The organism is Corynebacterium nuruki S6-4 (assembly GCF_007970465.1).
GTDB classification, from domain to species: domain Bacteria; phylum Actinomycetota; class Actinomycetes; order Mycobacteriales; family Mycobacteriaceae; genus Corynebacterium; species Corynebacterium nuruki.
The window spans coordinates 56,384-82,153 of the sequence record NZ_CP042429.1 but is presented as its reverse complement, the minus strand read 5'-3'; the positions used below and the strand labels follow the sequence as shown (position 1 = coordinate 82,153).

The window sequence follows — 25,770 nt, the reverse complement described above, 5'->3', positions numbered from 1 at the left end:
CGCCAGCCGTGACCACTGACACCAGCTCCCCCGAGCCCGTTCCCCAGAACCGGCGGGGTTTCATCCCCACGTGGGCGCCCGTGCTCATCATGCTGGCCGTGTTCTTCACCGGACTGGTCCTCGGCGATGCGGGAACCCCGTACGCGGTCCTGTTCGCTGTCGCCTGCCTGGTCTGCACCGCACTGGTCGAACTGCGCGGCATGTTCCTCACCGTCTCGCTGATCCCGGTGTACTGGTTCTGCGGGATAGGCGCGGTCGGCATGATCGGCGCCGACTCCTCCGGCAGCAGGAAGACACAGGTCATCACCGCCGCCTACCCGGCGGTCCAGCACTATATGTGGCTCCTGGCCACGTTCGTGGTGTGCCTCGTCGTCGCCCTGCTCCGCTACCGGCTGGACGCCGCGGCGCGCGAACGTACCCGCCGTGCCGCCCGCGCCCGCCGCCGTCGACTGCAGGAGGCGGATTCCGACAACCGTCGCGTCGCCACCCGCGCCCGCACCGTCGAACGGCCCGCCGGTCCCCGACCGTCGGCCACGGCCCCTGCCAGGAGTAAGACCACGAGTCCGACCAAGAGTCCGACCACGGCGGCGACCCCCGCCAGCCCCGCAGCCGGTCCGGCCGCGGCACCCGAGCGCCCGTCCGTGCGGTCCCGCCACTCGCTCGACGAGGAGGAGAGCACCCCCTCCCCCGCCACACCCCCGACTGCCGGGGAGAGCCGTACCCGGTCCGCCGCCGAGCTGCGGGCCGCCAGTGAGCGCCGCCGGAACCGGCACAGCGACCAGCCGGCGCCGGAGCGCCGTCCCCGCCGTTACCGGGCGGCCGACCGTCCCCTCGACCTCGACGACTGATCCGCCGCCGGGCGGTGCGGACGCAGCTCCCGGGGCAACGCGAATGTCGTCGTCTCGGTGGCCGTGGTGATCTCGTCGGTGTCCGAGAATCCCAGGTCCGCCAGGGTGTCCAGGACACCCTCGACGAGGATCTCCGGTACCGAGGCTCCGGACGTCACCCCCACTGCCTGCACCCCGTCGAACCAGGCGAGGTCAAGTTGTGCGGCGAAGTCCACGAGGTGGGCGTCCCCCGCCCCGTGCTGCAGCGCGACCTCGACGAGCCGCTTCGAGTTCGACGAGTTCGCACTGCCGACGACGATCATGAGGTCCACCTGCGGGGCGATCGCCTTGACGGCGATCTGACGGTTCTGGGTGGCGTAGCAGATGTCGTCGCTCGGCGGGGTCTCGATCCACGGGAACCGTTCCTGCAGCAGCCGGACGGTCTGCACCGTCTCGTCGACGCTCAATGTGGTCTGTGACAGCCACACGAGTTTCGTGTCCCGGTCGAACGACAGGGCATCGACGTCGGCGGCACCGTCGACCAGGTGGACGGCGTCCGGTGCCTCGCCGGCTGTGCCCTCGACCTCCTCGTGGCCGTGGTGACCGATGAGCACGATCTGGTAGCCCTGCTTCACGAACCGGCGGACCTCGTTGTGGACCTTGGTGACCAGCGGGCAGGTCGCGTCGAAGGTGCGCAGGTCCAGGCTCCTCGCCCGCTCCCGGACCGCGGGTGAGACCCCGTGGGCGGAGAAGACGACGTTCGCGCCCTCCGGGACGTCGTCGGTCTCGTCGACGAAGATCACGCCGCGCTTCTCGAAGGTCTCCACGACATACCGGTTGTGGACGATCTCCTTACGCACGTACAGCGGGGCGCCGTGCAGGTCGAGGGCCCTGCTGACGGTGTCGACGGCGCGGTCGACCCCGGCGCAGTACCCCCGCGGTGCGGCCAGGTACACCTTCCGCCCCGTCCCGGGTGTCGCCGGTGCGGGCGTCGCAGCTCCGGCTGCCACAGGCTCAGTCATACCGCCCATACTAACGAACCACTACACTCTCAGTCATGTCACAATCCGTACCGCACCAGGCCGGAGAGACGGGGGGACCCACGTCGGCGGAGAGCCCGTGGCCGGTCCACGTGGTCAACGAGAAGGTCAAGGGCTGGATCGAGCGGCTGGGCCACCTCTGGGTCGAAGGCCAGGTCACCCAGGTCAACATGAAGCCGTCGTGGAAGCTGTCCTACATCACGCTGCGTGATGTCTCGGTCGAGCAGTCCATCGAGCTGACCTGCGCCACCCGGACCCTCCAGTCGATGCCCACCCCGCTGAAGAACGGTGACCGGGTCATCGTCTTCGGCAAACCCGCGTACTACATGGGTCGCGGGAAGTTCTCCCTGTGGGTCTCCCGGATCCAGCACATGGGGGTCGGCGAACTGCTCGCCCGGATCGAACAGCTCAAACGGGCCATGGCCGCCGAGGGTCTGTTCGACGTCAGGCTGAAGCGACCGCTGCCGTTCCTGCCCCACCGCATCGGGCTGATCACCGGTCGGGGGTCCGCCGCCGAACGCGACGTCCTCTCGGTCGCCCGGGACCGGTGGCCCGCGGTCGAGTTCGAGGTCGTCAACACCGCCGTCCAGGGTGCCCAGGCCGTCCCGCAGGTCATCGCCGCCCTCGACCAGCTGGAGGCAGACCCGCGGGTCGACGTCATCATCGTCGCGCGCGGCGGCGGCTCGGTGGAGGACCTGCTGCCGTTTTCCGAGGAGACACTCGTCCGGCACGTCAGCACGATGACGACACCGGTCGTCAGCGCCATCGGGCACGAACCGGACACGCCCGTCCTCGACAACGTCGCCGACCTGCGGGCCGCGACCCCCACGGACGCCGCGAAGCGGGTCGTCCCGGATGTCGCCACCGAACGCGCCCTCATCGACGAACTGCGGTCGCGGGCGGCGGCCGCCCTGCGGTCCTGGGTCGCCAATGAACGTCGCGGGCTGGCCAACGTCCGTTCCCGTCCGGTCCTCGCCGATCCGATGCTGCCGATCAGCCGGCAGCAGGACATCATCACTGAGGCACGCACCCGTAATGACCGCGCACTGGGCGTGCTCGTACGCTCCGCCCGCCAGCAGATCGAGTCACTGAGCGCCCGGGTCAGTGCCCTGGGGCCCTCCCAGACGTTGCGCCGCGGCTATGCGGTCGTGCAGGTCGTCCCGCAGGACCACAGCCCGGCCGAGGTCGTGACGACCGTCGACGCCGTCCACCCGGGCTCCCAGCTGCGCATCCGCGTCCTCGACGGCAGCATCACCGCGGCGGCACTGGGCGTCACGCCGACGGCACCGGCCACCGAACCCGAAACTGCATCCGAATCTTCACCTGAACCTGCATCTGAACCGACCGACCCCACCACCTCCGGAGACACCGATGACTGAACCGACACAGCAGCAGACCTTCCGCCCCCTCGACGATCTCAGCTACGAGCAGGCCCGCGACGAACTCGTCGAGGTCGTGAAGATCCTCGAACTCGGCCAGATGAGCCTCGACGAGTCCCTGCGCTACTGGGAGCGTGGTGAGGAACTCGCCGCATACTGCGGCCGCTACCTCGACGGTGCCTCGAAGAAGGTCGAGGAGGCTCTCGCCCGTCGTGACGGCGAGGGACAGGGCCGGGAACAGGGTCCGGAACAGGGACAGGCGTAGTTACAGCGGCTGAGCCTTCACCACGGCGTCCGCCAGGGTGGCGAACTGGTCGTCCCCCGCGGTCCCGGTGAGCAGCAGCCGGGCGTCCCCGGTGTCGGCGACCCACAGCGGGCGGGCGTCGTCGCCCGTCCAGATCTGCCAGGTGACGTCCTTCCCCGTCGAGGACGCCGTGGCCGGGGTCACGTGTTCCCCGGTCTCCTCGCGGATGCCGTCGTCCTTCTCGTCCATCGCGTCCACGGCCCTGTCCGTCGCGGCGTCCGTCTGGGTCAGGGAGATGAACTCCTTCCCGTCGATGACCCAGCCGGCCACCGAGGACGGCTGTCGGTCGACGGTCACGCGGCGCCCGGAGTTCGGCACCCAGTTGTCGGGCAGGGCCGGGAGCCGTACCGGGACCGAGAGACCCTGCGCGTCGGTCTTCAGGATCGTCTCGATGTCGACCTCCTGGACCGCCCCCTCCCTGTCGGCCGGGCCGGGGTTGAAACTGCACAGCCCGGTGAAGCCGACGGAGATGACCATCACCACCGCCAGGACCGCCAGCGAGATGATGAGGTCCCGGGTGTTGCTGAACAGTTTCGGCTTCGCGATCTTCACCCGCCCGATTATGTCAGACCTCCCCCGGACCCCTCATAACGGAGGTGGAGCCGACCTGTATCACACGGCCGACGGGGAACGTGGAACAATAGGACCGTACGGAATATTTCCCGACAGTATCGAAGAAAGATGGTAGTCATGGCGGCAGAATCCAGCCTCCCCACTGAAGTTCCCCTCAAGGAGCCGGACCGGAACCTGGCGATGGAGCTCGTCCGCGTCACGGAAGCCGCCGCCCTGGCATCCGGTAAGTGGGTCGGCCGCGGGATGAAGAACGAGGGCGACGGTGCCGCCGTGGACGCGATGCGCACCATGATCAACACGGTCCAGATGGACGGCGTCGTCGTCATCGGCGAGGGCGAGAAGGACGAAGCCCCGATGCTGTTCAACGGCGAGCACGTCGGTACCGGCGAAGGTGCCGCCATCGACATCGCCGTCGACCCGGTCGACGGCACCACCCTGATGTCCCAGGGGCGTCCGAACGCCATCTCGGTGCTGGCCGCCGCCGAGCGCGGCACCATGTACGACCCCTCCGCGGTGTTCTACATGAAGAAGATCGCCGTCGGCCCGGAGGCCGCCGGCGTCATCGACATCTCCGCCCCGGTCGCCTACAACGTCGACGCGGTCGCCAAGGCCAAGGGCGTCCACCCCAACGACGTCACCGTCGTCGTGCTCGACCGGCCGCGCCACGAGCAGCTCATCTCCGAGATCCGCGCCGCCGGCGCCAAGGTCCGGCTCATCGGTGACGGCGACGTCGCCGGCGCCGTGCACGCCGCGGAATCCTCGAGCTCCGTCGACATCATGATGGGTACCGGCGGCACGCCGGAGGGCATCATCACCGCCTGCGCCATGAAGTGCATGGGCGGCGAGATCCAGGGCATCCTCGCCCCGAAGGACGACGCCGAGCGGCAGAAGGCGCTCGACGCCGGCCTCGACCTGGACACGGTGCTCACCACCGCCGACCTGGTCAAGTCCGACAACTGCTACTTCGTCGCCACCGGCGTGACCAACGGTGACCTGCTGCGCGGTGTCGCCTACCGGAAGAACGGCGCCAGCACCCACTCGCTGGTCATGCGCTCGCGGTCCGGCACGGTCCGTCGCGTCGAGGCCCTCCACCAGCTGGAGAAGCTGCGGGCCTACGAGGTCCAGGACTACGTGTAACCGTCGTCCGACCCGGCCGCGGTGGGGACGCCCCCACCGCGGCCACCAGTAGTACAGGTTCACCTCACCCCTGAAGCGGGGTGCGCGGTGCGACCCTCACCGGCGGTGCGCCACAATGGTCTCCGTCACATCATCAAGTAAAGGACATGACAGGACACATGAGCGAGCAGGAATTCCGCATCGAGCACGACACGATGGGCGAGGTCAAGGTCCCGGTCAACGCCCTGTGGCGTGCCCAGACCCAGCGTGCCGTGGAGAACTTCCCGATCTCCGACCGCCCCCTGGAGGCCACCCAGATCCGCGCCATGGGCCTGCTGAAGGCCGCCTGCGCCCAGGTCAACAAGGACTCCGGCGCACTCTCCGCCGAGAAGGCCGATGCCATCATCGCGGCCGCCAAGGAGATCGCCGCGGGCACCTACAACGACGAGTTCCCGATCGACGTCTTCCAGACCGGGTCCGGCACCTCCTCCAACATGAACACCAACGAGGTCATCGCCTCGCTGGCGAAGCAGAACGGTGTGGAGATCCACCCGAACGACGACGTCAACATGGGCCAGTCGTCGAACGACACGTTCCCGACCGCCACCCACGTCGCCGCCACCGAGGCCGCCGTCACCGACCTCATCCCGGCCCTGTCGCAGCTCAAGGACTCGCTCGCCGCGAAGTCCGCCGAGTGGGAGCACATCGTCAAGTCCGGCCGTACCCACCTCATGGACGCCGTGCCGGTCACCCTCGGCCAGGAGTTCGGCGGCTACGCCCGCCAGATCGAGGCCGGCATCGAGCGCATCGAGGCCACCCTGCCCCGCCTCGGTGAGCTCGCCATCGGCGGCACCGCCACCGGCACCGGCCTGAACACCTCCGCCGACTTCGGTGCGAAGGTCACCGAGGAGCTCAAGAAGCTCACCGGCGTCGAGCAGCTGAAGGAGGCGAAGAACCACTTCGAGGCCCAGGCCGCCCGCGACGGTCTCGTCGAGTTCTCCGGTGCGATGCGCACCATCGCCGTGTCGCTGAACAAGATCGCCAACGACATCCGTCTCATGGGTTCCGGCCCGCTGACCGGCCTCGGCGAGATCCACCTGCCGGACCTCCAGCCGGGCTCCTCCATCATGCCGGGCAAGGTCAACCCGGTGCTGTGCGAGACCGCCACCCAGGTCGCCGCCCAGGTCATCGGCAACGACGCCGCCATCACCTTCGGTGGCGCCCAGGGCCACTTCGAGCTCAACGTCTTCATCCCGATGATGGCGCGCAACGTCCTCGAGTCCGCCAAGCTGCTGGCCAACACCGCCCGCGTCTTCGCCACCCGTCTCGTCGACGGCATCGTCCCCGACGAGAACCGCATGCGGACCCTGGCCGAGTCCTCCCCCTCGATCGTCACCCCGCTGAACTCCGCGATCGGCTACGAGGCCGCCGCGAAGGTCGCGAAGACCGCGCTGAAGGAGGGCAAGACCATCCGCCAGACCGTCATCGACCTGGGCTTCGTCCCGGAGAAGCTGTCCGAGGAAGAGCTGGACAAGCGCCTCGATGTGCTGGCCATGGCCAACACCGACCGCGACTAGTCGTCGGTCCGCCCGGACCACCACGGTGGCCCCCGGGCACACCCCGTGGCGGGACAGACACCCGGGAACGTGGTCTCCGTGACCATGTTCCCGGGCGTCTGCCGTCCCGCTACAGGAAGATGAGGCTGAGGACGCCGACCACGGCGACAGCGCCGACCAGGGACGCCACGGAGAAGCCGATCGCCAGCGGCCGCTTCTTCACGAGCCAGGCGACGACGGCACAGATCAGGGACACGAGCGCCACGCAGACCGGGATGAACGCCGTCGCCACCCAGCCGGCGCAGTCGCCGCCGTCCCCGTCGTCGGTGCACATCGCGGACAGTCCCAGCAGCATCAGGGACATGAACCCGCCGACGGCGACCCCCAGGACCGAGAACACGGTCGCCAGAATCCGGAGCACCAGCACCGCCGGGTCCGGCCCCGCCGGTGCCAGCAGGGGTGGCCCCCACTCCGGTGCGACCGGGGCAGGACCGGCCGGCCCCGGTCCCGGGTACGGCCGGAGAGGGCCCTGGCCCTGTCCCGGCACATGGCCCTGTCCCTGCGGTGGCCCCGGTCGTCCCCACTGATCATCCACGGCAGATCCCACTCCGTTCTTCCCCGACCGCCCCTCCGGCAGCCACCTTGTTTCCCCGGACAATACAGCACCTGAATCACCCCCTCGCCGGAACCGGGAGCCCGGCGCCACCGCGTCCGGCGCACCTACCCTGGGGACCATGCACACTTCCCGACCCCCGCTCCCCGACCACATCAGCGTCCGCGGTGCCCGGGTGAACAACCTGAAGGACGTCGACGTCGACATCCCCCTCAACAAGCTGGTGGGCATCGCCGGGGTGTCCGGGTCGGGCAAGTCCTCCCTCGCCCTCGGCGTCCTCTACGCGGAGGGTTCCCGCCGCTACATCGAGGCACTGTCGACCTACACCCGCCGCAGGATGGCACAGTCGGCCCGCGCCGACGTGGACGCCGTCGAACACGTGCCCGCGGCCCTCGCCCTGCGCCAGCGGCCCGGTGTCCCGGGTGTCCGCTCCACCTTCGGCACGTCGACCGAACTGCTCAACGTCCTGCGTCTGATGTTCTCGCGGCTGAGTTCCCACCGCTGCCCGAACGGCCACCGCGTCCCGCCCTCGCTGGCCGTCGCCGCGGAAACTCCCCTGCTCTGCCCGCAATGCGGGGCCGAGGTCCACGCGCCCGGCGCGGAGGCGCTGGCCTTCAACTCCGCCGGCGCCTGCCCACGGTGCGGCGGCACCGGGTCGGTCCGGACCGTCGATGACGCCACCCTGGTCCCCGACCCGTCGAAGTCCCTGGATGACGGTGCCGTGGCACCCTGGAACATGTTCGGATTCAATGTCCAGCCCGCCATCGCCCGCGAGTTCGGGGTCCGTACCGGTGTGCCGTGGCGGGATCTGACGGCGGCGGAACGGCAGATCGTGCTGGACGGTCCCGAGGAGAAGAAGCACATCACCGTGACCTCGGTGAAAGGTGTCCACGATCTCGACTTCACCTTCCGCAACGCGCGGTTGACCGTGCTGAAGGAGCTGGAGCGGGCCGGGGCGGACGAGTCCGGCAAGCGGCTCGCCCGGGTGGACCGGTTCCTGTCCACGGGGACCTGTCCGGACTGTGGCGGGACGCGCCTGTCAGCGGCGGCCCGCACCCCGCAGATCGCCACGGCGGACGGGTCCCGGAATCTCGCGGAGGTCACGGCGATGCCGCTGCACGACGTCCTGCGGTGGTCGGACGGTGTGGCGGACGCCCTGCCGGAGGAGATGCGTCCGATGGCCGGGCGGCTGGTCGACACGCTGCAGTCCATGGCACGCCGGCTCACCGAACTCGGTCTGGGCTACCTCTCCCTGGACCGGGCGGGATCGACCCTGTCGACCGGGGAACGCCAGCGCGTCCAGCTCGCCCGCGCGGTCCGCAACCGCACGACCGGGGTGCTCTACGTCCTCGACGAACCGTCGATCGGGCTGCACCCGGCGAATGTCGAGGGTCTGCTCGGGGTGATGGTCGACCTGCTCGCCGACGGGAACTCCGTCGTCTTCGTCGACCATGACGTCCAGGTCCTGCGCCGCGCCGACCATCTCGTCGAGATCGGGCCGGCCTCCGGCGCCGACGGCGGGACGGTCATCGCCTCCGGGACCGTCGACGATCTCGTGGCGTCCGGCGCCTCCAGGTTGGCGGGGTTCCTCACCGGTGCCGAGGACGTCGTGGTGCGGCCGCGCGGGGCCGCCGGGGAGGTCTTCTCCCGGGGTCGGCTCCGGTTGTCGACCACGGCGGTGCACACCGTCCATCCGTTGAGCGTCGAGTTCCCGCTCGGCCGGCTGACCGCGGTGACCGGCATGTCCGGGTCCGGGAAGACCACGCTGGTCCTCGAATCCCTGGTGCCCGCGTTGCGCGGGGAGTCGGTCGACCATGTCACCGCACTGGACGCCCCGGCCGGGACGCGGGTGCATGTGGTGGACGCCACGCCGATCGGCATCAACGTCCGCTCGACGGTCGCGACCTACTCCGGTGTCATGGATGATCTCCGTGCCGCCTACGCCCGGCTGCCGGAGGCGAAGGCCGACGGGCTCACCGCGAGCGATTTCTCCTACAACACGGGGTCCCGGAAGCACTCGCTGGCCTGCCCCCGCTGTGAGGGCACCGGCCGGATCTCACTCGACGTGCAGTTCCTGCCGGACATCGACATCCCCTGCCCGGACTGCCACGGCACCCGCTATGCCCCGGCCGCCGCACGCTACCGCCGCAACGGGGTGAGTCTGCCGGAGCTGCTCACCATGACGGTCGACGAGGCGCTCACCGCGGTGGCGGGACTGCGCAGGGCCCACCGTCGTCTCGCCGCCTTCGCGGACCTCGGACTCGGCTATCTCACCCTGGGGGAGGCGACACCGGAACTGTCCGGTGGCGAGGCGCAGCGGCTGAAACTGGTCAATGAACTGCACCGGGACCAGTCGGACGCGGTGTTCGTCCTCGACGAGCCGAGCGTCGGCCTGCATCCGCTCGACGTGCGTACCCTGCTGCAGGTTCTCCAGCGGCTGTGCGACCGGGGCGCGACGGTCATCGTCATCGAGCACGATCTCGACATGGTCGCCAATGCCGACCACATCGTCGACATGGGCCCGGGCGGTGGCGCGGACGGCGGCAGGATCGTGGCCACCGGCACCCCGGAGGAGGTCGCCGCGGACCCGGACTCGGTCACCGGACGGTACCTCCGGGCCCACCTGTACGGTGAGTCGCATGACAATCACCGCAGCCGCTGACGGATCCGCTCTCGGCAACCCCGGCCCCGCCGGGTGGGCCTGGTACATCGACGACGACACCTGGCGGGCCGGGGGCTGGCCGCACGGCACGAACAACATGGGGGAACTCAAGGCGGTGCTCGACCTGCTGGAGTCCACCGCGGACGCCGGCCTGGCCGACGAGGAGCTGCTCGTCCTCTGCGACTCCCAGTACGTCATCAACTCGGTGACGAAGTGGATGGCCGGCTGGAAGCGGAAGGGCTGGAAGAAGCGCGACGGCAAGCCGGTGCTCAATGTCGAACTCATGAAGGCCCTCGATGCTGCCCTGCAGGGCCGGCGGGTGCAGTTCGAGTGGGTGAAGGGGCATGCCGGCCATGCGATGAATGAAGCGGCCGACCGCCGGGCGAACGCTGCGGCCACCGCGTTCCAGAAGAAGCAGGCGCCGCAGGAGGGCCCGGGGTTCAGCGGTGCCGGTGCGGGGGCCGCCGCGGCGTCCTCCCCCGCCGTCGCTCCCGCCGCGCCGGCCGCGGGCGGGGTCGCCGACAGTGACACAGGCAGTGAGGTGGGCAGTGACACAGATGACGTCGTCGCCCGGGAACTCGCCCTGCTCTCCGATGCCGTCCGCGGCGACCGGGACCTCGCCGGCCGGCTGCTCCACCCGGAGATGACGGAGACCGGCGCGTCCGGACGCCGATACACCCGGGACGAGGTCCTCGACACCCTGTCCCCGCTGGTCGGATTCGATGCCGTCGACCAGGTCTGCGCCGCCGACATCACCGCGGAGCGGATCGCCCCGGCTGTGATTCTGCTCACCTACACCACTTCGGGGGCGAGCGGGACCGTTCACCGGTCCTCCCTGTGGGTCCGCGACGGTGAATCCTGGTTACTGCGCCACCACCAGGCAACTCCCGAACAGTGACCGGCCGACGGATTAGCCGTCACCGGCGTCCGGCGCAAGGGGGCTCCCCCGTCCGCGGGTCGACCGGTGGCAATTTTGCATTGCGTGCAAGAATGCACCGGGTGTACAACAGTCTCTCGTGACTGAAAGAGAAACCGACTGCCCTGGACTGCGGGAACGCAAGCGCCGGGAGACGAGACTGCGCATCGAGGACTGTGCCACTGAGCTGATCCTCGACCGCGGTTTCCACGATGTCACGCTCGAAGAGATCTGCGAGAAGGCCGGCATCAGTCGCCGCACCTTCTTCAACTACTTCAACTCCAAGGACGAGGTCGCCGCCGGGACGGGTGTACCGCCCCTGTCCCGGGACGATCTCGACACCTTCGCCACCACCGATTCGGACAATGTCGTCCGCGACATCCTCCGCTACATCGGCGACTGTATCGACAGTGACCCGGACCGCTCGCTCAGGTACTCCCCCGACCGGGAGACCAGTATGAAGGTCCGGGCACGCCGGCGGCGGATCGTCAATGAAACCCCGGAACTGATGATCTCCGGCATGCGCCGGTTCGACCAGCTCGCGGGATCCGTCCTCGACACGATCCGCCGTCAGCTCACCGGGTTCCCCGACAACCGGAAGGCCACCGACCTCACGGTCGACCAGGAGGCACTGCTGCTGACCTCCGTCATCCGTCAGGTTCTGGTGGCCGGCCCCCTCGTCTACGGAACCGAGGACGACACCCGGACCGAGACACTGAACCGGACCGGACGTCAACTCACCCGTCTCGCCGCCGCCTACAGCGACGGCTGGGACTGACATCCACACTGCACGACCGCCGTACGCCACCGCGCACGGCAGAAGAGAACTTTAACGAGGACATCAATGGAAAAACTCACGGAAGAGCAGTCCACCGCTGCGTCCCCGACCCCGGACGCACCCGCGGCGTCGCACAACAATGTGCCCCTGGTTTTCAGCTGTCTTGTCCTGGGCATGCTGCTGGTCTCGCTCGGCCAGACGATCTTCGCCACCGAACTGCCGACCGTCGTCGGCGAGCTCGGCGGCACCGACCAGCAGAGCTGGGTCATCACCGCGTTCCTGCTGGCCCAGACCATCGGTCTGCCGATCTACGGCAAGCTCGGTGACCAGGTCGGCCGCAAGCCGCTGTTCATCTTCGCCCTGACCATGTACCTCATCGGATCCCTGGTCGGTGCGCTCGCCCCGAACATCTGGATCATCATCGTCGCCCGCGCCATCCAGGGCATCGGCGGCGGCGGCATGATGGTGCTGTCCCAGGCCATCATCGCCGACGTCATCCCGGCCCGGCAGCGCGGCAAGTACATGGGCATCATCGGTGCGGTCTTCGGCTTCTCCAGTGTCCTCGGCCCGCTGCTCGGTGGTCTGTTCACCGACGGTCCCGGCTGGCGCTGGTCACTGTGGTTCAACATCCCGATCGCCGTCATCGCCATCGCCATCACGGTCTTCGCCATGCACATCCCGAAGCGCGGCCACGGTGCGAAGCTGGACCTCTGGGGCACGCTGTTCATGGCCGGTTTCGCGACCTGCCTGATCCTGTTCATCACCTGGGGCGGTAAGGACTACGCCTGGGGTTCCGCGACCATCATCGGTCTGATCATCGCCACCGTGGTCTGCGCGGTCCTCTTCCTCTTCGCCGAGTCGAAGGCCGAGTCGCCGATCATCCCGCTGGCCCTGTTCGAGAACCGGAACTTCCTGCTGTGCACCGGCGCGGGCCTCGTCATCGGCGTGGTCATGCTCGGCACGCTGGCCTACATGCCGACGTACATCCAGATGGTCCACGGTCTGAGCCCGACGAAGGCGGGACTGATGATGATCCCGATGGTCGCCGGTCTCATGCCGACCTCCATCGTCATCGGCTTCATCGTCAGCCGGACCGGCCGCTACAAGTGGTACCCGGTCGTCGGCATGTTCGTCGTCGCCGTCGGCCTGTTCCTGCTCGGCGGTCTGGAGACCCACGACGGTCTGGTCCACCTGGGTCTGGTCCTGTTCGTCTTCGGTTTCGGTATCGGTATGGCGATGCAGATCCTGGTCCTCATGGTCCAGAACGCCTTCCCGGTCGCCATGGTCGGTACGGCCACCGCCTCGAACAACTTCTTCCGGCAGATCGGCATGTCCGTCGGCTCCGCCGTCGTCGGTTCGGTGTTCACCTCCCGGCTGGCGGACAACATGGGTGACCGTGTCCCCGGTGCCATGCAGCAGCTCGGTGACAAGGCCAAGGACTTCATGTCGATGTTCTCCGGTGACAGTCACAGCCTGACCCCGGGCATCGTCGACTCGCTGCCGGGACCGCTGCACGAGGCGATCACCACCAGCTACAACGATGCGCTGGTCCCGATCTTCACCGTGCTCATCCCGTTCGCGATCGTCGCCGGTGTCATCCTCTTCTTCACCCGTGAGGAGAGGCTGAAGGACGAGGTCGAGTAGAGCGTCACACCCCCGTCACGATCTGCACGAGGCCCCGGTCACCGTCACGGTGACCGGGGCCTCTGCCGTGTCCGGTGCGTCCGCCGGACTTCCTGTCAGGACGCCGCCGCGTCCGTCGTCCCGTCGCCGTTGACGACACGGTCATGGTATTCCGGGTGGGCCGGGCCCCCTTCGAGCACTTTCTCGAAGCTGACGATGTCCCGCCAGCTGCCGGCCATCGGACCGTAGGTCATCTTCGCCATGGTGTGCGCGACCCCGATCTCCTTGAAGCCGCGGGAGCGGTGCAGGTGCATCGAACCGGCGTTCTCCGGGAAGACGACGGCGTGCACCGCCCAGAAACCCTGCCCGGTGGCCTCCTCGATGAGGTGGTCGAGCAGCGCACCGGCCACGCCGCGGCCGGTGGCGTCCGGGGAGACGTAGACCGAGTCCTCGATCACGCCGCTGAACACGGCCCGGTGGGAGTACCAGGAGCCGGTCACCCAGCCGAGGACGGTACCGTCCTCGTCGGCGACGAACATGAGACCGGATCGACGGTAGGCGGTGAACTCCTCCCAGCTCACCGGTTCGGTCTCGTAGGTGGCATGGCCGGTGTCCATCCCGGCCTGCTGGATCGCCGTCACCTGAGGGTAGTCATCCTCGCGCATGGGGCGGATGGTGAAAGTCATGGGCGCATTGTACGGTCTTCACCCCTGCTCGAGCATGTCAGTGACGAGATCTGCGATGGCGGACCGTTCCGACCTGGTCAGGGTGATGTGGGCGAACAGCGGCTCCCCCTTCAGCTTCTCGATGACCGCCTGGATCCCGTCGTGGCGGCCGACCCGGAGATTGTCCCGCTGGGCCACGTCGTGGGTGAGCACCACCCGGGAGTTCCGGCCCGTCCGGGACAGCACGGTGAGCAGGACGTTGCGTTCCAGCGACTGTGCCTCGTCGACGATGACGAAGCTGTCGTTGAGGCTGCGGCCGCGGATGTGGGTCAGCGGCAGCACCTCGAGCAGCTCACGGTCGGCGATCTCGTCCAGGACGTTGTCGCTGACGATCCCCTCGAGGGTGTCGTACACCGCCTGGGCCCAGGGGTTCATCTTCTCGTCGGCGTCGCCGGGGAGGAAGCCGAGGTCCTGCCCGCCGACGGCGTACACCGGCCGGAAGACGACGATCCGCCGGTGCGTCCGCCGCTCCAGCACCGCCTCGAGTCCGGCGCACAGGGCGAGGGCCGATTTCCCGGTGCCGGCGGAGCCGCCGAGGGAGACGATGCCGACCTGTTCATCGAGTAGCAGGTCCAGGGCGATGCGTTGCCGGGCGCTGCGTCCCCGCAGGCCGAAGGCTTCCCGGTCGGAAACCTGTTGCAGCACGCCGCCGGCGGCGACGCGGGCGAGGGTGCTCTGGCTGCCGGAGACGAGCTGGACGCCGCAGTGGACCGGGAGATCGTCGGTGATCCCGGAGCCGTCGGCCACTCCCCCGGCATAGAGCTCGTCGATGAGGCCGGAGCGGACCTCCGCGCGGGACATGCCGTCATAGCCGGTGAACACGACGTCCTGGGCGCGGTATTCGTCGGCGGGGAGTCCGACGACGCCGGCCTTCACCCGCAACGGGACATCCTTCGTCACGAGGGTGACGTCGCCGCCGTCGGCCCGCAGGTTGAGGGCACAGGCGAGGATCCGGCGGTCATTGTCGCCACTGTCGCCGCTGTTGCCGCTGTTGCCGCCGCCCGCCGACAACCGCAGGCCGGCGGGCAGGACCCTGTCGTCGACATGGTTGAGTTCCACCCGCAGCACCCCACCGTCCGGACTGACCGGGACGCCACGGTCGAGTCTCCCACCGGCGCGCCGCAGATCCTCGAGGAGGTTGAGCGCCTGACGGGCGAACCAGCCGAGGTCCGGGTGATGGCGTTTGCCCTCCAGTTCGGTGATGACGACGACGGGGAGTACGACGGTGTGTTCGGCGAATTTCAGGGGTGCCCAGGGGTCGGACAGCAGGACGGAGGTGTCGAGGACGTAGGTCCGGACGGCGACAGGGGCCGCCGCGCACTGACCGTGGTCGGTGGCGGCGGCCCCTGCGGGACGCGGTGGTGAGGTCGTGGTGGTGTCGGTCATGGGGCCGACGCTAGCGCCGCGACGTGTGGCTCACACGGGTGTGAGATGAACAGTGTGTGAACCGTCGGACCGGTCCTATCCGGCTGTTTCTGCTGCGCCTTCTGCGCCTGCTGCACCTTCCGCACCGGCACCGGTGGCGGCCCAGGTGCCGGACTCGTCGGTGTGCCAGCCGACCGTGCCGTTCTGGAACTCCTGGTCCCAGCCGGAGGTCGCGTCGCCCTGTTCCGGAGCGGTCGGCAGGCCGACCGGGTTCTCCAGCGATCCCTGCGCGACCCAGGTCTCGGCGATCTTGCCGATGATCGGCTGGGCTCCGGTCTCCGGCGAGGTGGCGATGACGCCGTTGGCGAAGGTCGCCAGCGAATTGTCCCCGGAGGTCTCGAAGGAGGTGAAGGCGCCGAGTTCGCCGCTCTCTCCACCGGCCTGCTCGTAGGCGGCCTTGACCTCGTCGGGCAGCTGGTCGGCGGAGGTGACGTCACCGGCGGCGCCGGCGGCACCTGAGGCGCCTGCCCCCTCGGAAGCGCCGGCGGCCCCGGATGCGGTGGCGTCGGCACTGTCGGAGGCGCCGGATCCCGCCGCGGAGCTGGCCGAGGTCGAGGTGCCGGAGTCACCGGAATCGTCGTCGTCGCTGCAGGCCGCGGCGCCCAGGACGAGTCCACCGGCGGCGAAGACGGCGGCGGTCTTCATGGCGGCGGTGCGGCTGGGGCGGCGGAACGTGGTCTTCTTCACGGGATGCATCTCCTGTGTCGGTCGGGGGTCGCTTTTCTTAAAGCCGTACACTTAATGTGTATCAGAAATGGCGCCGACCGTGTGATGACTGTCACATAAATTCAGCGTGAACTTCCGTTCCGACGACCCCGGCAGATCCCCACGAACTGCTGGATGACCTCGTCGTCCCGGTCCCGGCGCCACACCAGACCGATGCCGGTCGGCGGCAGCCCGGCGAGTCCGCGGTGGGCCACGCCGCGCTGGTTCACCGCCCGGAGCAGCGGTCGCGGCGCGACGACGATGCCGACATTCGCGGCCACCACGGTCAGGTTCTCCCGGACCTGCGCCGGATCACAGCCCCGGTACAGCTCCATCTCGTCAGTCAGGTCGCCGGGCGTGGCGGTCTCGGTCTCGTCGAGCGCCCCGAGGGCGTGGTCCTTCGGGAAGGCCACGCCGGGCTGCTCCTCATAGAGCCGGACGCGGTGCAGGTCGAAGCGGTCGAGGTCCGCCGGGGTGAGATCGTCGAGTCCGGCGAACTCCCCTGAACCCAGCCCGCCGGACCACGCCGGCCCGGGGAACCTGGCGAGCGCGATGTCCGCAGTCCCCGCCATGATGTGCGCCAGTGGATCGTCGGCGGCCGCACCTGCCGCCCGCCATCCCGCCATCCGGTCGTCGAAGCGGCCGAACCATTTACCGGGGGCCGCTCCCGGAGTGAACACGACCTTGAGATAGCGCATGGCGCCATCCTATCGGCCAGCGGTACCGGCACCGGCCCCGCCCACTAGACTGATCGACCATGAGTGCCGCACCGTCGAATGAGATGAAGCCGCTGACCGCGGCGAAGAAACTGAAAATCTACCTGCCCGCCGCCCCGGAGGAGTTCCGCGGGACGCCGCTGAGCCACGAGGCGTTCGTGGAACTGCAGAAGAATCCCCCGGAGTGGCTGCAGACCCTCCGGCGGGAGGGCCCCCACCCCCGCGCCGAGGTCGCCCGCAAGCTGGGCGTGACCATCACGGCGCTGAAGAACAACGACATGGACCGCCCGCTGACCACCGCCGAGATCAAGGCACTGCTGGCCGATCAGCCGGAGTGGCTGCGGACGGCCCGGACCGCGCTCGCGGAGAACCGCGGCGCGTAGGTCCCGTCCCTGTTGTCCCGCCGGGTTACTTCAGACCCTTGGCGAGACGACGGGAGATGATCTCCAGCATGATCTCGTTCGGGCCGCCGTAGATCGGCTGGACACGCGAATCGAGGTAGTGCGTGGCGATCGGGTACTCCATCATGAACCCGTAGCCGCCGTGCAGCTGCAGCGCCGTGTTGACGACCTTGATCTGCAGCTCAGTGGTCAGATACTTGGCCATGGAGGCGGTGACCTCGTCGAGCTCACCCTTGACCTTGGCCGCCACGCAGGCGTCGACGAAGGACTGCGCGGACTGGATCTCCGTCGCCATCTTCGCCAGCTCCCACCGGTAGGCCTGGTGGTCGACGAGGCGGCTGCCGAAGGTCTTCCGGTCCTGGGAGTGCTGGTAGACGAGGTCGAAGGCGCGGCGCGAGGTGGCGATCGACCCGACGGCGATGGAGACGCGCTCCTGCGCCAGGTTGTGGCGCAGGTAGCCGAAGCCGGCACCTTCCTCCCCGAGGATGTTCTCGGCCGGGACGACGACGTTCTCGAAGTTGAGCTCGGCGGTGTCCTGGGCCTTGAGGCCGACCTTCTTCAGCGGACCGGTCTTGGTGTACCCGGGCATGCCGTCCTCGACGACGAGCAGCGAGACGCCGGCACGACCCTGGGCGGGGTCGGTGATGGCGACGACGATGGTGAAGTCGGCCTGGATACCGTTGGAGATGAAGGTCTTGGAGCCGTTGAGGACGAAGTCGCCGTCCTCGTTCTTGATGGCGGTGGACCGGATACCCGCCAGGTCCGCACCGGCACCCGGTTCGGTCATCGCGATCGCGCCGATCTTGTCACCGGCGCACAGCGGTGCGAGGTACTTCTTCTTCTGCTCGTCGTTGGCGAAGTTCTCGAGGTACGGGATGACCAGGTCGTTGATGACCTGGATCGAGACGATGACGGAACCGCAGTCGGCCTCGGCGAGCTCCTCGGAGAGGATCGCGTTGAAGCGGTAGTCGTCCATTCCGCCGCCGCCGAACTCCTCGGGGGAGGTCATGCCGAACAGGCCGAGCGAGCCCGCGGCCTTGTACATGGAGCGGTCGCAGAAGCCCTGCTCGTGCCACTTGTCGACGTTGGGCTTGATCTCCGAGTTGACGAAGTCGCGGCACGTCTCGCGGAACATGTCGTGCTCTTCTTCAAAAATGGTGCGGGGCAGGAAGTTCTTCATCCTCATCCTTCCGACGGAGGTGGTTGAGCGGGGCGACGACCTGCGTCGCACTGACATGTCCGGTGTGATCCATGTCTCCCGGTTGTTACAAAATCATACTAACCCTGCAGACCCCGTCCCGCGCAAACCTGGGCCGTTGTGGCGGGGGTGCCCGATCGCCCACTCTACGGATCCACCGCGCGCAGCCGACGGGGGGATGATGCGGGGGTGACCACTCGACGGTCGGCCATGACATAAACATTCCGCAGGTCAGACGACATTTTTCCGCTGCTCCGGTGAATTACGCAACGTTTATGTTGCCGAATTATTGACACGCTGCGTTAGGTCTCGCTAACCTCATGGGCGTGTCGAAGGCTAGTCACCTACGGCGCACTGCAGTTGTGGATCAGCCGCAACGGCAGACGGATACCAGGGTTCGGCCCCGGGACCCGCGACGATCCGGCTTCCTCTTCTCACCGGATCCGCGCCCCGGAGCTGCGGCACCTCCAACGCGCGCCCTGGACTGCAGTCCGTCCGCCACCGCGGCGAACCGGAAGTTTCGCTGCCGCGGATTCGTCACCCGCGGACACAGCGCTTCCACCCGAGGCCCCGGCCCCTGGCTCGTCACCCAGGGGAACCGGGGCCTCACTCTGTACGGTCACCCTGCGCAGCCTCACCGGGGGCCAATGGTCAGAATGCATGTCTTTTACCGGCCGACCCGGCCGGAGTTGTCCCGAGCTGACCCGATTCTGCGTTTCCGGTCCGACGGAACTGACCGATCCGGGTCAACTCGGGTCAGCTCGGGACACCGCGGCTCCACTGCGGTGGAGGCTGAGTCCGCAAAGCGGCGTCCGGCGGGACGTCCGGAGGATGCGCCGACATTCCGGCCTTCCGTTGCCACGGTCCGCTCGCTGTCAAGCTGTGTGGAGTCACCCGACCCTAAACCGTTGCTTCCTGCCTGTGATTGATGCCGACGACCTCCGCCGGCTTCCGGGTCCTCGGCCTGCCACGGAACCGCTCCGGATGCCGGTCGAAGTAGCGTTGCAGTGCATCATCCCGGCGCTGGTGTTTGGTCTTCCACGTCCCGTCGAAGACATCCTGCGGGCTGAACAACGCAACTCCCGAGTGCTTGTGGCAGGTGTTGTACCAGGGCACATACGACCGCAGGAACGTCCGGGCATCCTCGAGTGAGTCGAAGACGCCCGGGTAGTCCGGCCGGTACTTCATCGTTCGGAACTCTGACTCGGAGTACGGATTGTCGTTGGACACGTACGGCCGGTTGTGACTCATCTGCACACCATGGTCACTGAGCAGGTTCTTCAGGTCGTTGGACTTCATCACCGTCCCGTTGTCAGCGTGCACGACCCCGGGAGGTCCGTAGGCCTCGATCGCCTGGGAGAACATCTCGTTGACCAGAGACTTGTCCTCGCGGTCGGCGACCCGCCAGGCGATGATCATCCGCGAGTAGATGTCGATCACCGAGTACGCTTTGAACGTCTTCCGGGCGTACGGCGACTTCAGATCCGTGATGTCCCAACTCCACACCTGGTTCGGGCCGGTGGCGACCACCACCGGTGTGGGCCGCTTCTTCGACGTGCCGGTGCCCCTCGTCGGGGCAACCGGGCGGGTGGCCTGGTCCAGGTCACCGGCGATGCGCCACCAGGACCGCTTCGACGCGATCATGATCCCGGCGTCCCACGCGGTGGCGAACGCGTAGTCCACCGAATTGCCGGCCGCCCAGGCCAACTGGATCAATGCGGCGATGACCGCCCGGTCTGCCAGGTCGATGCGTGACTCGTAGGCCCGGTCGGCCTGGTGGACCGGATCAGCGACCGTGGTACGGGGCTGGTGACGGTAGTGCCACGTTGACCGGGCCAGGTCGACCAGGTTCAGTGCCTTGCGCAGAGATCCGAGGTATTCCGGGCGTTTCAGCTCGTTGACCAGGTCATTGTCGATCCTCAGGAATCGGAGGGCCTGGTCTGATCCGGGTTGTCGTCGGGCCCGTGCGCGTTCAAGTCGTGCAAGAGCCCGATAGCTTTTCCCAGTGCATCGTTGGTCGCCTCCAGTTTGGAGTTGGACGACTTCAGTTCGGCGACCTGTTTTTCCAGCTCGGCGATACGACGAGCTTCGGTGTCCTGCCGACTTGCGACGGCCCGGCGTTGGGAATTGGAGGATTTCACCCCATCACTGTCCCTGGGTACCAGTCCTTTGTCGATGTCCCCGTCGTAGACCGCGGAGCGCCATCGGCGGAGAACGCCGCGGGACACTTCCGTTCCTGCCAGCCATGTGGCCTTCGTGCCGTGGGGCTGCCGGTCGTATTCGTAGACGAACTCGCGGATCTGGTCGTTGGTGTAGCCCGGTGCGATGCTCATCGCCGGGGACTCCTTTCTGTGCGGGAGTCGGAGTGACTCACACACAGCCTGGCAAAGAGGGGTCACGGCGAATTGTCGGCGCAGACTCGGGGACATCGCGCCACGGCCCGCACCGGGGCCCGCTCACTCCCCGCGGAACTGCGGGGCCCGCTTCTCCAGGAAGGCCGCCATCGCCTCGGTGTGGTCCGCGGTGGTGAACAACCGCCGCTGGGCCTCCCCCTCTTCGTCGGCCCGCGCATTCACCGCGGCCGCATCCCGCACCAACGCCTTGATCTCCCGGTAGGACGCCGTCGGCCCGGTCGCGAACCGCTGAGCCAGCCCCGCGACCGCGTCGGCGAGCTCCGCCGGTTCCACCACCGAGGTGACGAACCCGAGCTCCGCGGCACGGGCGGCGGGGATCTTCTCGTCGAACAGCAGCAGCTCCAGCGCGCGGGCCTGTCCCACGGCGTCCGTCAACGACTGCGAGAGTCCGGAGTCGCTGGCCAGCCCCACCCCGGAGAACGCCCCCTTGAAACTCGCCGCAGCAGAGACCACGCGGAAGTCGCAGGCCATCGCGATACCCCAGCCGGCACCGGCGGCCGGCCCCTGCACCGCCGCAATGACGGGCACCGGGATCGACAGCAGGGCCGCCATCATCGGGTTGTACTCCTCGACGACCTTGCCGGTGCCGGTCCCCTCCCGGGCGTCGCGCAGCTGTTCCTTGAGGTCCTGGCCGGAGCAGAATGCCTTGCCGGCCGCGGCGAGAACGACGACGCGCACCGGGCCGCCGGCGGTCGAGGCCGCTGCGGCGTCGGAGAATGCGTCGATCAGCGCGAGACGCAGCTCCCGGTTCAGCGAGTTGTACGCGTCGGGGCGGTTGATGGTGATGGTACGGACGCCCGCGGCGTCCCTGATGTCGACAAGGCTCATGGAGGATGAGCCTACCGCGCCTACCGCCCCTGCCAGACTGCTTCGGCGTAGCGGGCCAGGGACTCCCCCGTCTGCGGGCCGAAGGACATCGCCTCGGCGTCCGGCAGGGCGATGACCCGCTGTTCCCGGCCGGCGGTCGTCTGCGCGACACCCGGCTGCCGGAGCAGGGCGTCCACCCCGCCCCCGGTGCGGACCGTGAGGATGATCTCGGGATCCATCGCGGCGAGTGCCTCGGCGGTCGCCGGGACCGAGCGGTCCACGCCCTGCTCCCCTGCGACATCGCGGCCGCCGAGGGCGGGGATCAGCGGGGCGCCGCCCGAGGGGCCGCCCATGAGCAGGAAGGTGCCGGTCCCGCGCTGGAACAGGAAGACCATCCGCGGGCGGTCCCCACCGGCGGATCCGGCGAGTCCGGCGACCGTGTCCTTCGCCCGCGCGATGCTCTCCGCGGACCGGTCGGCGAGCTTCTCCCCCACCTCCGGCAGTCCGACATGCCGGGCGACGGTCCGGATGTTGTCGGCGACCGTGTCCGGGTTGCGGGTCAGGTCGACCGTCTCGACGGTCACCCCCGCGCCGCGCAGCTGGGAGACCGCACCGGCCGACGCGCCGCCGGCCGGGTCCTTCTCGTCGATGAGGACCAGGCCGGGGTGCTGTTCCAGGACCGATTCGACGTCGATCTCGTGGCCGTGGCGGGTGACGACCGGGACATCGGCGAGTGCCGGCTCGGAGGACGCCACCGACCGCCCCACGATCCGGTCGGCGAGACCGAGCCCGTCGAGGATCCGGGTGAACGTCCCGTACTGGTCGAGGGCGACGATGCGGGCGGCTTCGGGACGCCCCTCCCCCGGATCGTCGGTCACCGGGGTGACATCACCCAGCGGGTCGACCTCCACGGGCCCGGTGGCAGCCGAGGCCGTGGCGGTGGTCCCGGGGCTGTCCTTCTGGTCGGCCGGGCTGCAGCCGGCGACCGTCACCGCCACCGGCAGGACGACGGCGAGCAGGGCGGCGGGAACGGAGACGTGGGACCGGATTTTCTTCACGGCCCCACTCTAACCCGCTAATGGAAATGATTGTCAATCAGGTCGACGCCGACATACGACATCTGGGTGAAGGCGACCGCCCCACCACCGGGCGTCACCGGCGCGCACAGGTCGGTGAGCACCCGGACGTCGAAGCCCTCGGCGACGGCGTCCAGTGCCGTGGCGCGGACACAGAAGTCCGTGGCGATGCCGCACACGTCGACCGCGTCCACGTCGTGATCCCGCAACCAGTCCGCGAGTGACGACTCCGGAGCACCTGCGGGATGCCCCTCGAAACCGGAGTAGGCGGCAGTGTGCTCACCCTTGAGGAACCAGGCGTCGATCAGCGAGGTGTCCAGCGCGGGGTGGCTCTGCGCCCCGTCACTGTCGGCCAGGCAGTGCACCGGCCAGGTCTCCTCGAAGTCGGGCGCCGTACCCTCCGGGGCGAAATGTCCCGCCGGGTCGATGTGCCAGTCCTTCGTCCCGACCACCGCACCGTACGTCCCGGCCTCGCGGGCGGCACGCAGGTACGTCGTGATGTCCGCGGCGACCTCCGCACCGCGGTCGGTCGCCAGGGCGCCGCCGGGACAGAAGTCGTTCTGGACGTCGACCACGATGAGGGCACGCACCGGTCAGGCCAGCTTCCAGTCCTCGAGGCCCGGGTACAGCGGGAACTGCTCGGCGAGCTTGTCGACCCGGGCGCGCAGCGCGGTGGTGTCCGCGTTCTTCCCCTGCACCAGGGCAGTGCCGATGATGTCGGCGACCTCGGTGAAGGCGGCGGCGTCGAGACCACGGGACGCCAGGGCGGGCGTCCCGATGCGCAGCCCGGAGGTGACCATCGGCGGGCGCGGGTCAAACGGCACCGCATTGCGGTTCACCGTGATGCCCACGTCGTGCAGCAGGTCCTCTGCCTCCTGGCCGTTCATCTCGGAGTTGCGCAGGTCGACGAGCACCAGGTGCACGTCGGTGCCGCCGGTGAGGACGTTGACGCCCGCCTCGACCGCGTCCTTCGCCGTCAGCCGCTCAGCGAGGATCTTCGCGCCCTCGAGGGTGCGGGCCTGCCGGTCGCGGAACTCCTCGGTCTGCGCGATCTTCATCGCCACGGCCTTGGCGGCGATGACGTGCATCAGCGGGCCGCCCTGCTGGCCGGGGAAGACCGCGGAGTTGATCTTCTTGAACAGCTCACGGTCGTTGAGCACGATCATGCCCGACCGCGGACCGCCGAGGGTCTTGTGCACCGTCGTGGAGGTGACGTCCGCGAACGGCACCGGCGAGGGGTGCAGCCCGGCGGCGACGAGCCCGGCGAAGTGGGCCATGTCGACCCACAGCTTCGCCCCGACCTCGTCGGCGATCGCGCGGAAGGCCGCGAAGTCCTCGTGGCGCGGGTACGCCGACCAGCCACCGATGATGACCTGCGGCTTCTCCTTGATGGCCTGCTCACGGACCTGGTCCATGTCCAGCCGCATCGTCTCCGGGTCCACCTGGTAGGCGGCCACGTCGTAGAGCTTGCCGGAGAAGTTCAGCTTCATGCCGTGGGTGAGGTGCCCACCGTGGTCGAGGGACAGGCCCATGATCTTGTCGCCCGGGTTCGCCAGGGTGGCGAGCACGGCGGCGTTGGCCTGTGCCCCCGAGTGGGGCTGGACGTTGGCGAAGCCGGCACCGAAGACGGCCTTCGCCCGGTCGCGGGCGAGGTCCTCGATGATGTCGACGTTCTCGCAGCCGCCGTAGTAGCGGCGTCCGGGGTAACCCTCGGCGTACTTGTTCGTCAGCACCGAACCCTGTGCCTGCAGCACAGCGCGCGGCACGAAGTTCTCGCTCGCGATCATCTCGAGCGTGTCGCGCTGCCGCGCGAGCTCTCCGGCGATGGCCGAGGCCACCTCCGGGTCGAACTCCCCGAGGGGGAGATTGTGCTGGGTGGTGTCGCTCATTGTCGTGAAAGACCTCTCACTGTCCGGCGGTACGGTTCCACCGGACATCCTAACGTGGGACCCCCGGAAACGATTAGCCGAATCCCGTTTCGGCGAGGACAATGATCGTCCATGCCGGAAATCAGCCCGTACATCGAGCTCGACCGCGCCCAGTGGCAGCAGCTCCGAAAGTCCATGCCCCAGGTCCTCAGCGAGGATGAACTCGAGGAGCTCAGGGGTGTCGGCGAGGACATCGACCTCGAAGAGGTCAGCGAGATCTACCTGCCGCTGTCCCGGCTCATCGATCTCCGGTTCCAGGCCATGCGGCGGCTCAACGAGGCCACCGAGACCTTCCTCGGTGAGGATCTGCCGAAAGTCCCGTTCATCATCGGCGTCTCCGGGTCGGTGGCCGTCGGCAAGTCCACCACCGCTCGACTGCTCCAGGTGCTGCTGCAGCGCTGGGAGTCCCGCCCCCGGGTGGACCTCGTCACCACCGACGGTTTCCTCTACCCCGCCGACGAGCTCAACCGGCGGCACATGATGGGCCGCAAGGGCTCCCCGGAGACCTACGACCAGAAAGCGCTGCTGCAGTTCGTCACCGCCGTGAAGTCCGGCGCCCCGGACGTCCCCGCGCCGATGTACTCCCACCGCACCTACGACCGGCTCGAGGAGGTGCATGTCGTCGACCGCCCCGACATCCTCATCGTCGAGGGCCTCAACGTCCTGCAGACCGGCCCGACCCTCATGATCTCCGACCTCTTCGACTTCTCCGTCTACGTCGACGCCGAGCGCTCCGACATCGAACGCTGGTACATCGACCGTTTCCTCAAGCTGAAGAATTCCGCGTTCAAGGATCCCGGCGCCCACTTCCACTACTACGCCGGACTCTCCGACGAGGACGCCCGGACCGTCGCCCGCGAGATCTGGCAGAACACCAACCTGCCCAATCTCATGGAGAACATCCTGCCGACGCGTGTCCGGGCGTCCCTCGTGCTCACGAAGGGGCCGGACCACCTCGTCGAGTCGGTCCGGATGAGAAAGATCTGAC

The 25,770-nt window shown here is 68.5% G+C and carries 25 protein-coding genes; 11 read left to right on the top strand and 14 right to left on the bottom strand.

What is annotated here, in order from left to right:
• The first annotated feature begins 8 nt into the window (after window positions 1-8).
• Window positions 9-848 carry a DUF6542 domain-containing protein gene (locus FSW06_RS00440; protein ID WP_010119339.1) on the top strand — a complete coding sequence of 280 codons (840 nt, stop codon included), beginning with the start codon at window positions 9-11 and terminating at the stop codon, window positions 846-848.
• Here FSW06_RS00440 and FSW06_RS00435 read toward each other — a convergent pair.
• Window positions 809-1,858 (bottom strand): 4-hydroxy-3-methylbut-2-enyl diphosphate reductase, encoded by a 1,050-nt coding sequence (locus tag FSW06_RS00435; protein ID WP_040429943.1) that lies wholly within the window; start codon window positions 1,856-1,858, stop codon window positions 809-811. The genes FSW06_RS00440 and FSW06_RS00435 overlap by 40 nt on opposite strands.
• Before the next feature lie 26 nt (window positions 1,859-1,884).
• On the opposite strand from FSW06_RS00435, the gene xseA reads away from it, so the two are divergent.
• Together xseA and FSW06_RS00425 are read left to right on the top strand one after the other, a co-directional pair.
• The gene (gene xseA / locus FSW06_RS00430) at window positions 1,885-3,246 is read left to right on the top strand and encodes an exodeoxyribonuclease VII large subunit (RefSeq protein WP_050801935.1); all 1,362 of its coding nucleotides are present in this window, start codon (window positions 1,885-1,887) and stop codon (window positions 3,244-3,246) included.
• Complete coding sequence (locus FSW06_RS00425) at window positions 3,239-3,511, top strand: exodeoxyribonuclease VII small subunit (RefSeq protein ID WP_010119344.1); 273 nt, start codon at window positions 3,239-3,241, stop codon at window positions 3,509-3,511. The genes xseA and FSW06_RS00425 overlap by 8 nt, the downstream gene beginning before the upstream one ends.
• Here the strand turns inward: FSW06_RS00425 and FSW06_RS00420 are convergent, their stop codons facing one another.
• Window positions 3,512-4,102 (bottom strand): DUF4245 domain-containing protein, encoded by a 591-nt coding sequence (locus FSW06_RS00420; protein WP_010119345.1) that lies wholly within the window; start codon window positions 4,100-4,102, stop codon window positions 3,512-3,514. It abuts the gene before it with no gap.
• A gap of 138 nt (window positions 4,103-4,240) precedes the next feature.
• Between FSW06_RS00420 and glpX the strand changes: the two genes are divergently transcribed.
• Together glpX and FSW06_RS00410 are read left to right on the top strand one after the other, a co-directional pair.
• Window positions 4,241-5,260, top strand: coding sequence for a class II fructose-bisphosphatase (gene glpX / locus FSW06_RS00415; RefSeq protein ID WP_010119347.1), 1,020 nt, complete (start codon window positions 4,241-4,243; stop codon window positions 5,258-5,260).
• A gap of 158 nt (window positions 5,261-5,418) precedes the next feature.
• A complete protein-coding gene (locus FSW06_RS00410) occupies window positions 5,419-6,816 on the top strand; it encodes a class II fumarate hydratase (RefSeq protein WP_010119349.1) in 1,398 nt (465 codons plus the stop codon).
• A gap of 109 nt (window positions 6,817-6,925) precedes the next feature.
• On the opposite strand, the gene FSW06_RS00405 is transcribed toward FSW06_RS00410, so the two are convergent.
• A complete protein-coding gene (locus FSW06_RS00405) occupies window positions 6,926-7,216 on the bottom strand; it encodes a hypothetical protein (RefSeq protein WP_139024402.1) in 291 nt (96 codons plus the stop codon).
• Between the two features lie 313 nt (window positions 7,217-7,529).
• Here FSW06_RS00405 and FSW06_RS00400 point away from each other — a divergent pair, with 313 nt between their 5' ends.
• The 4 genes from FSW06_RS00400 (at window position 7,530) to FSW06_RS00385 (ending at window position 13,408) form a co-directional block, all read left to right on the top strand.
• Complete coding sequence (locus tag FSW06_RS00400; protein ID WP_040429944.1) at window positions 7,530-10,070, top strand: excinuclease ABC subunit UvrA; 2,541 nt, start codon at window positions 7,530-7,532, stop codon at window positions 10,068-10,070.
• On the top strand, window positions 10,048-10,968 hold the full coding sequence (locus tag FSW06_RS00395) for a ribonuclease HI family protein (RefSeq protein WP_010119355.1): 921 nt from the start codon (window positions 10,048-10,050) through the stop codon (window positions 10,966-10,968). Before FSW06_RS00400 ends, FSW06_RS00395 begins: the two co-directional genes overlap by 23 nt.
• Window positions 10,969-11,086: 118 nt before the next feature.
• Window positions 11,087-11,764 carry a TetR/AcrR family transcriptional regulator gene (locus FSW06_RS00390; RefSeq protein WP_010119356.1) on the top strand — a complete coding sequence of 226 codons (678 nt, stop codon included), beginning with the start codon at window positions 11,087-11,089 and terminating at the stop codon, window positions 11,762-11,764.
• Window positions 11,765-11,830: 66 nt separating this feature from the next.
• On the top strand, window positions 11,831-13,408 hold the full coding sequence (locus FSW06_RS00385) for an MDR family MFS transporter (RefSeq protein ID WP_010119358.1): 1,578 nt from the start codon (window positions 11,831-11,833) through the stop codon (window positions 13,406-13,408).
• A gap of 95 nt (window positions 13,409-13,503) precedes the next feature.
• Here FSW06_RS00385 and FSW06_RS00380 read toward each other — a convergent pair whose 3' ends face one another.
• The 4 genes from FSW06_RS00380 to FSW06_RS00365 all read right to left on the bottom strand — a co-directional run bounded on the left by FSW06_RS00380 (window position 13,504) and on the right by FSW06_RS00365 (window position 16,940).
• Entirely contained in the window at window positions 13,504-14,073 is a 570-nt protein-coding gene (locus FSW06_RS00380) for a GNAT family N-acetyltransferase (protein WP_010119360.1), read from the bottom strand.
• A gap of 18 nt (window positions 14,074-14,091) precedes the next feature.
• Window positions 14,092-15,498, bottom strand: a complete 1,407-nt coding sequence (locus FSW06_RS00375) for a PhoH family protein (protein ID WP_010119362.1) — start codon at window positions 15,496-15,498, stop codon at window positions 14,092-14,094.
• A gap of 75 nt (window positions 15,499-15,573) precedes the next feature.
• Complete coding sequence (locus FSW06_RS00370) at window positions 15,574-16,233, bottom strand: LGFP repeat-containing protein (protein ID WP_420838756.1); 660 nt, start codon at window positions 16,231-16,233, stop codon at window positions 15,574-15,576.
• A gap of 92 nt (window positions 16,234-16,325) precedes the next feature.
• Window positions 16,326-16,940: a type 2 periplasmic-binding domain-containing protein gene (locus FSW06_RS00365; RefSeq protein WP_010119366.1), complete on the bottom strand. Its 615-nt coding sequence runs from the start codon at window positions 16,938-16,940 to the stop codon at window positions 16,326-16,328.
• A gap of 59 nt (window positions 16,941-16,999) precedes the next feature.
• On the opposite strand from FSW06_RS00365, the gene FSW06_RS00360 reads away from it, so the two are divergent.
• A complete protein-coding gene (locus FSW06_RS00360; protein WP_029449078.1) occupies window positions 17,000-17,341 on the top strand; it encodes a DUF5997 family protein in 342 nt (113 codons plus the stop codon).
• 25 nt (window positions 17,342-17,366) lie between these two features.
• Here FSW06_RS00360 and FSW06_RS00355 read toward each other — a convergent pair whose 3' ends face one another.
• The 7 genes from FSW06_RS00355 to glyA all read right to left on the bottom strand — a co-directional run bounded on the left by FSW06_RS00355 (window position 17,367) and on the right by glyA (window position 24,743).
• Window positions 17,367-18,539, bottom strand: coding sequence for an acyl-CoA dehydrogenase family protein (locus FSW06_RS00355; RefSeq protein ID WP_010119370.1), 1,173 nt, complete (start codon window positions 18,537-18,539; stop codon window positions 17,367-17,369).
• A 918-nt stretch (window positions 18,540-19,457) separates the two neighbouring features.
• Complete coding sequence (locus tag FSW06_RS00350; RefSeq protein ID WP_146881279.1) at window positions 19,458-20,264, bottom strand: DDE-type integrase/transposase/recombinase; 807 nt, start codon at window positions 20,262-20,264, stop codon at window positions 19,458-19,460.
• 212 nt (window positions 20,265-20,476) lie between these two features.
• Window positions 20,477-20,890 carry a hypothetical protein gene (locus FSW06_RS00345; RefSeq protein ID WP_010122930.1) on the bottom strand — a complete coding sequence of 138 codons (414 nt, stop codon included), beginning with the start codon at window positions 20,888-20,890 and terminating at the stop codon, window positions 20,477-20,479.
• A 123-nt stretch (window positions 20,891-21,013) separates the two neighbouring features.
• Window positions 21,014-21,799, bottom strand: coding sequence for an enoyl-CoA hydratase/isomerase family protein (locus FSW06_RS00340; protein WP_010119378.1), 786 nt, complete (start codon window positions 21,797-21,799; stop codon window positions 21,014-21,016).
• 20 nt (window positions 21,800-21,819) lie between these two features.
• Complete coding sequence (locus FSW06_RS00335) at window positions 21,820-22,836, bottom strand: heme/hemin ABC transporter substrate-binding protein (RefSeq protein WP_010119381.1); 1,017 nt, start codon at window positions 22,834-22,836, stop codon at window positions 21,820-21,822.
• 17 nt (window positions 22,837-22,853) lie between these two features.
• On the bottom strand, window positions 22,854-23,444 hold the full coding sequence (locus FSW06_RS00330; protein ID WP_010119383.1) for an isochorismatase family protein: 591 nt from the start codon (window positions 23,442-23,444) through the stop codon (window positions 22,854-22,856).
• Between the two features lie 3 nt (window positions 23,445-23,447).
• On the bottom strand, window positions 23,448-24,743 hold the full coding sequence (glyA, locus tag FSW06_RS00325) for a serine hydroxymethyltransferase (RefSeq protein WP_010119384.1): 1,296 nt from the start codon (window positions 24,741-24,743) through the stop codon (window positions 23,448-23,450).
• Window positions 24,744-24,854: 111 nt separating this feature from the next.
• Between glyA and coaA the strand changes: the two genes are divergently transcribed.
• Window positions 24,855-25,769 (top strand): type I pantothenate kinase, encoded by a 915-nt coding sequence (coaA, locus tag FSW06_RS00320; protein WP_010119386.1) that lies wholly within the window; start codon window positions 24,855-24,857, stop codon window positions 25,767-25,769.
• Window position 25,770 lies beyond the last annotated feature (1 nt).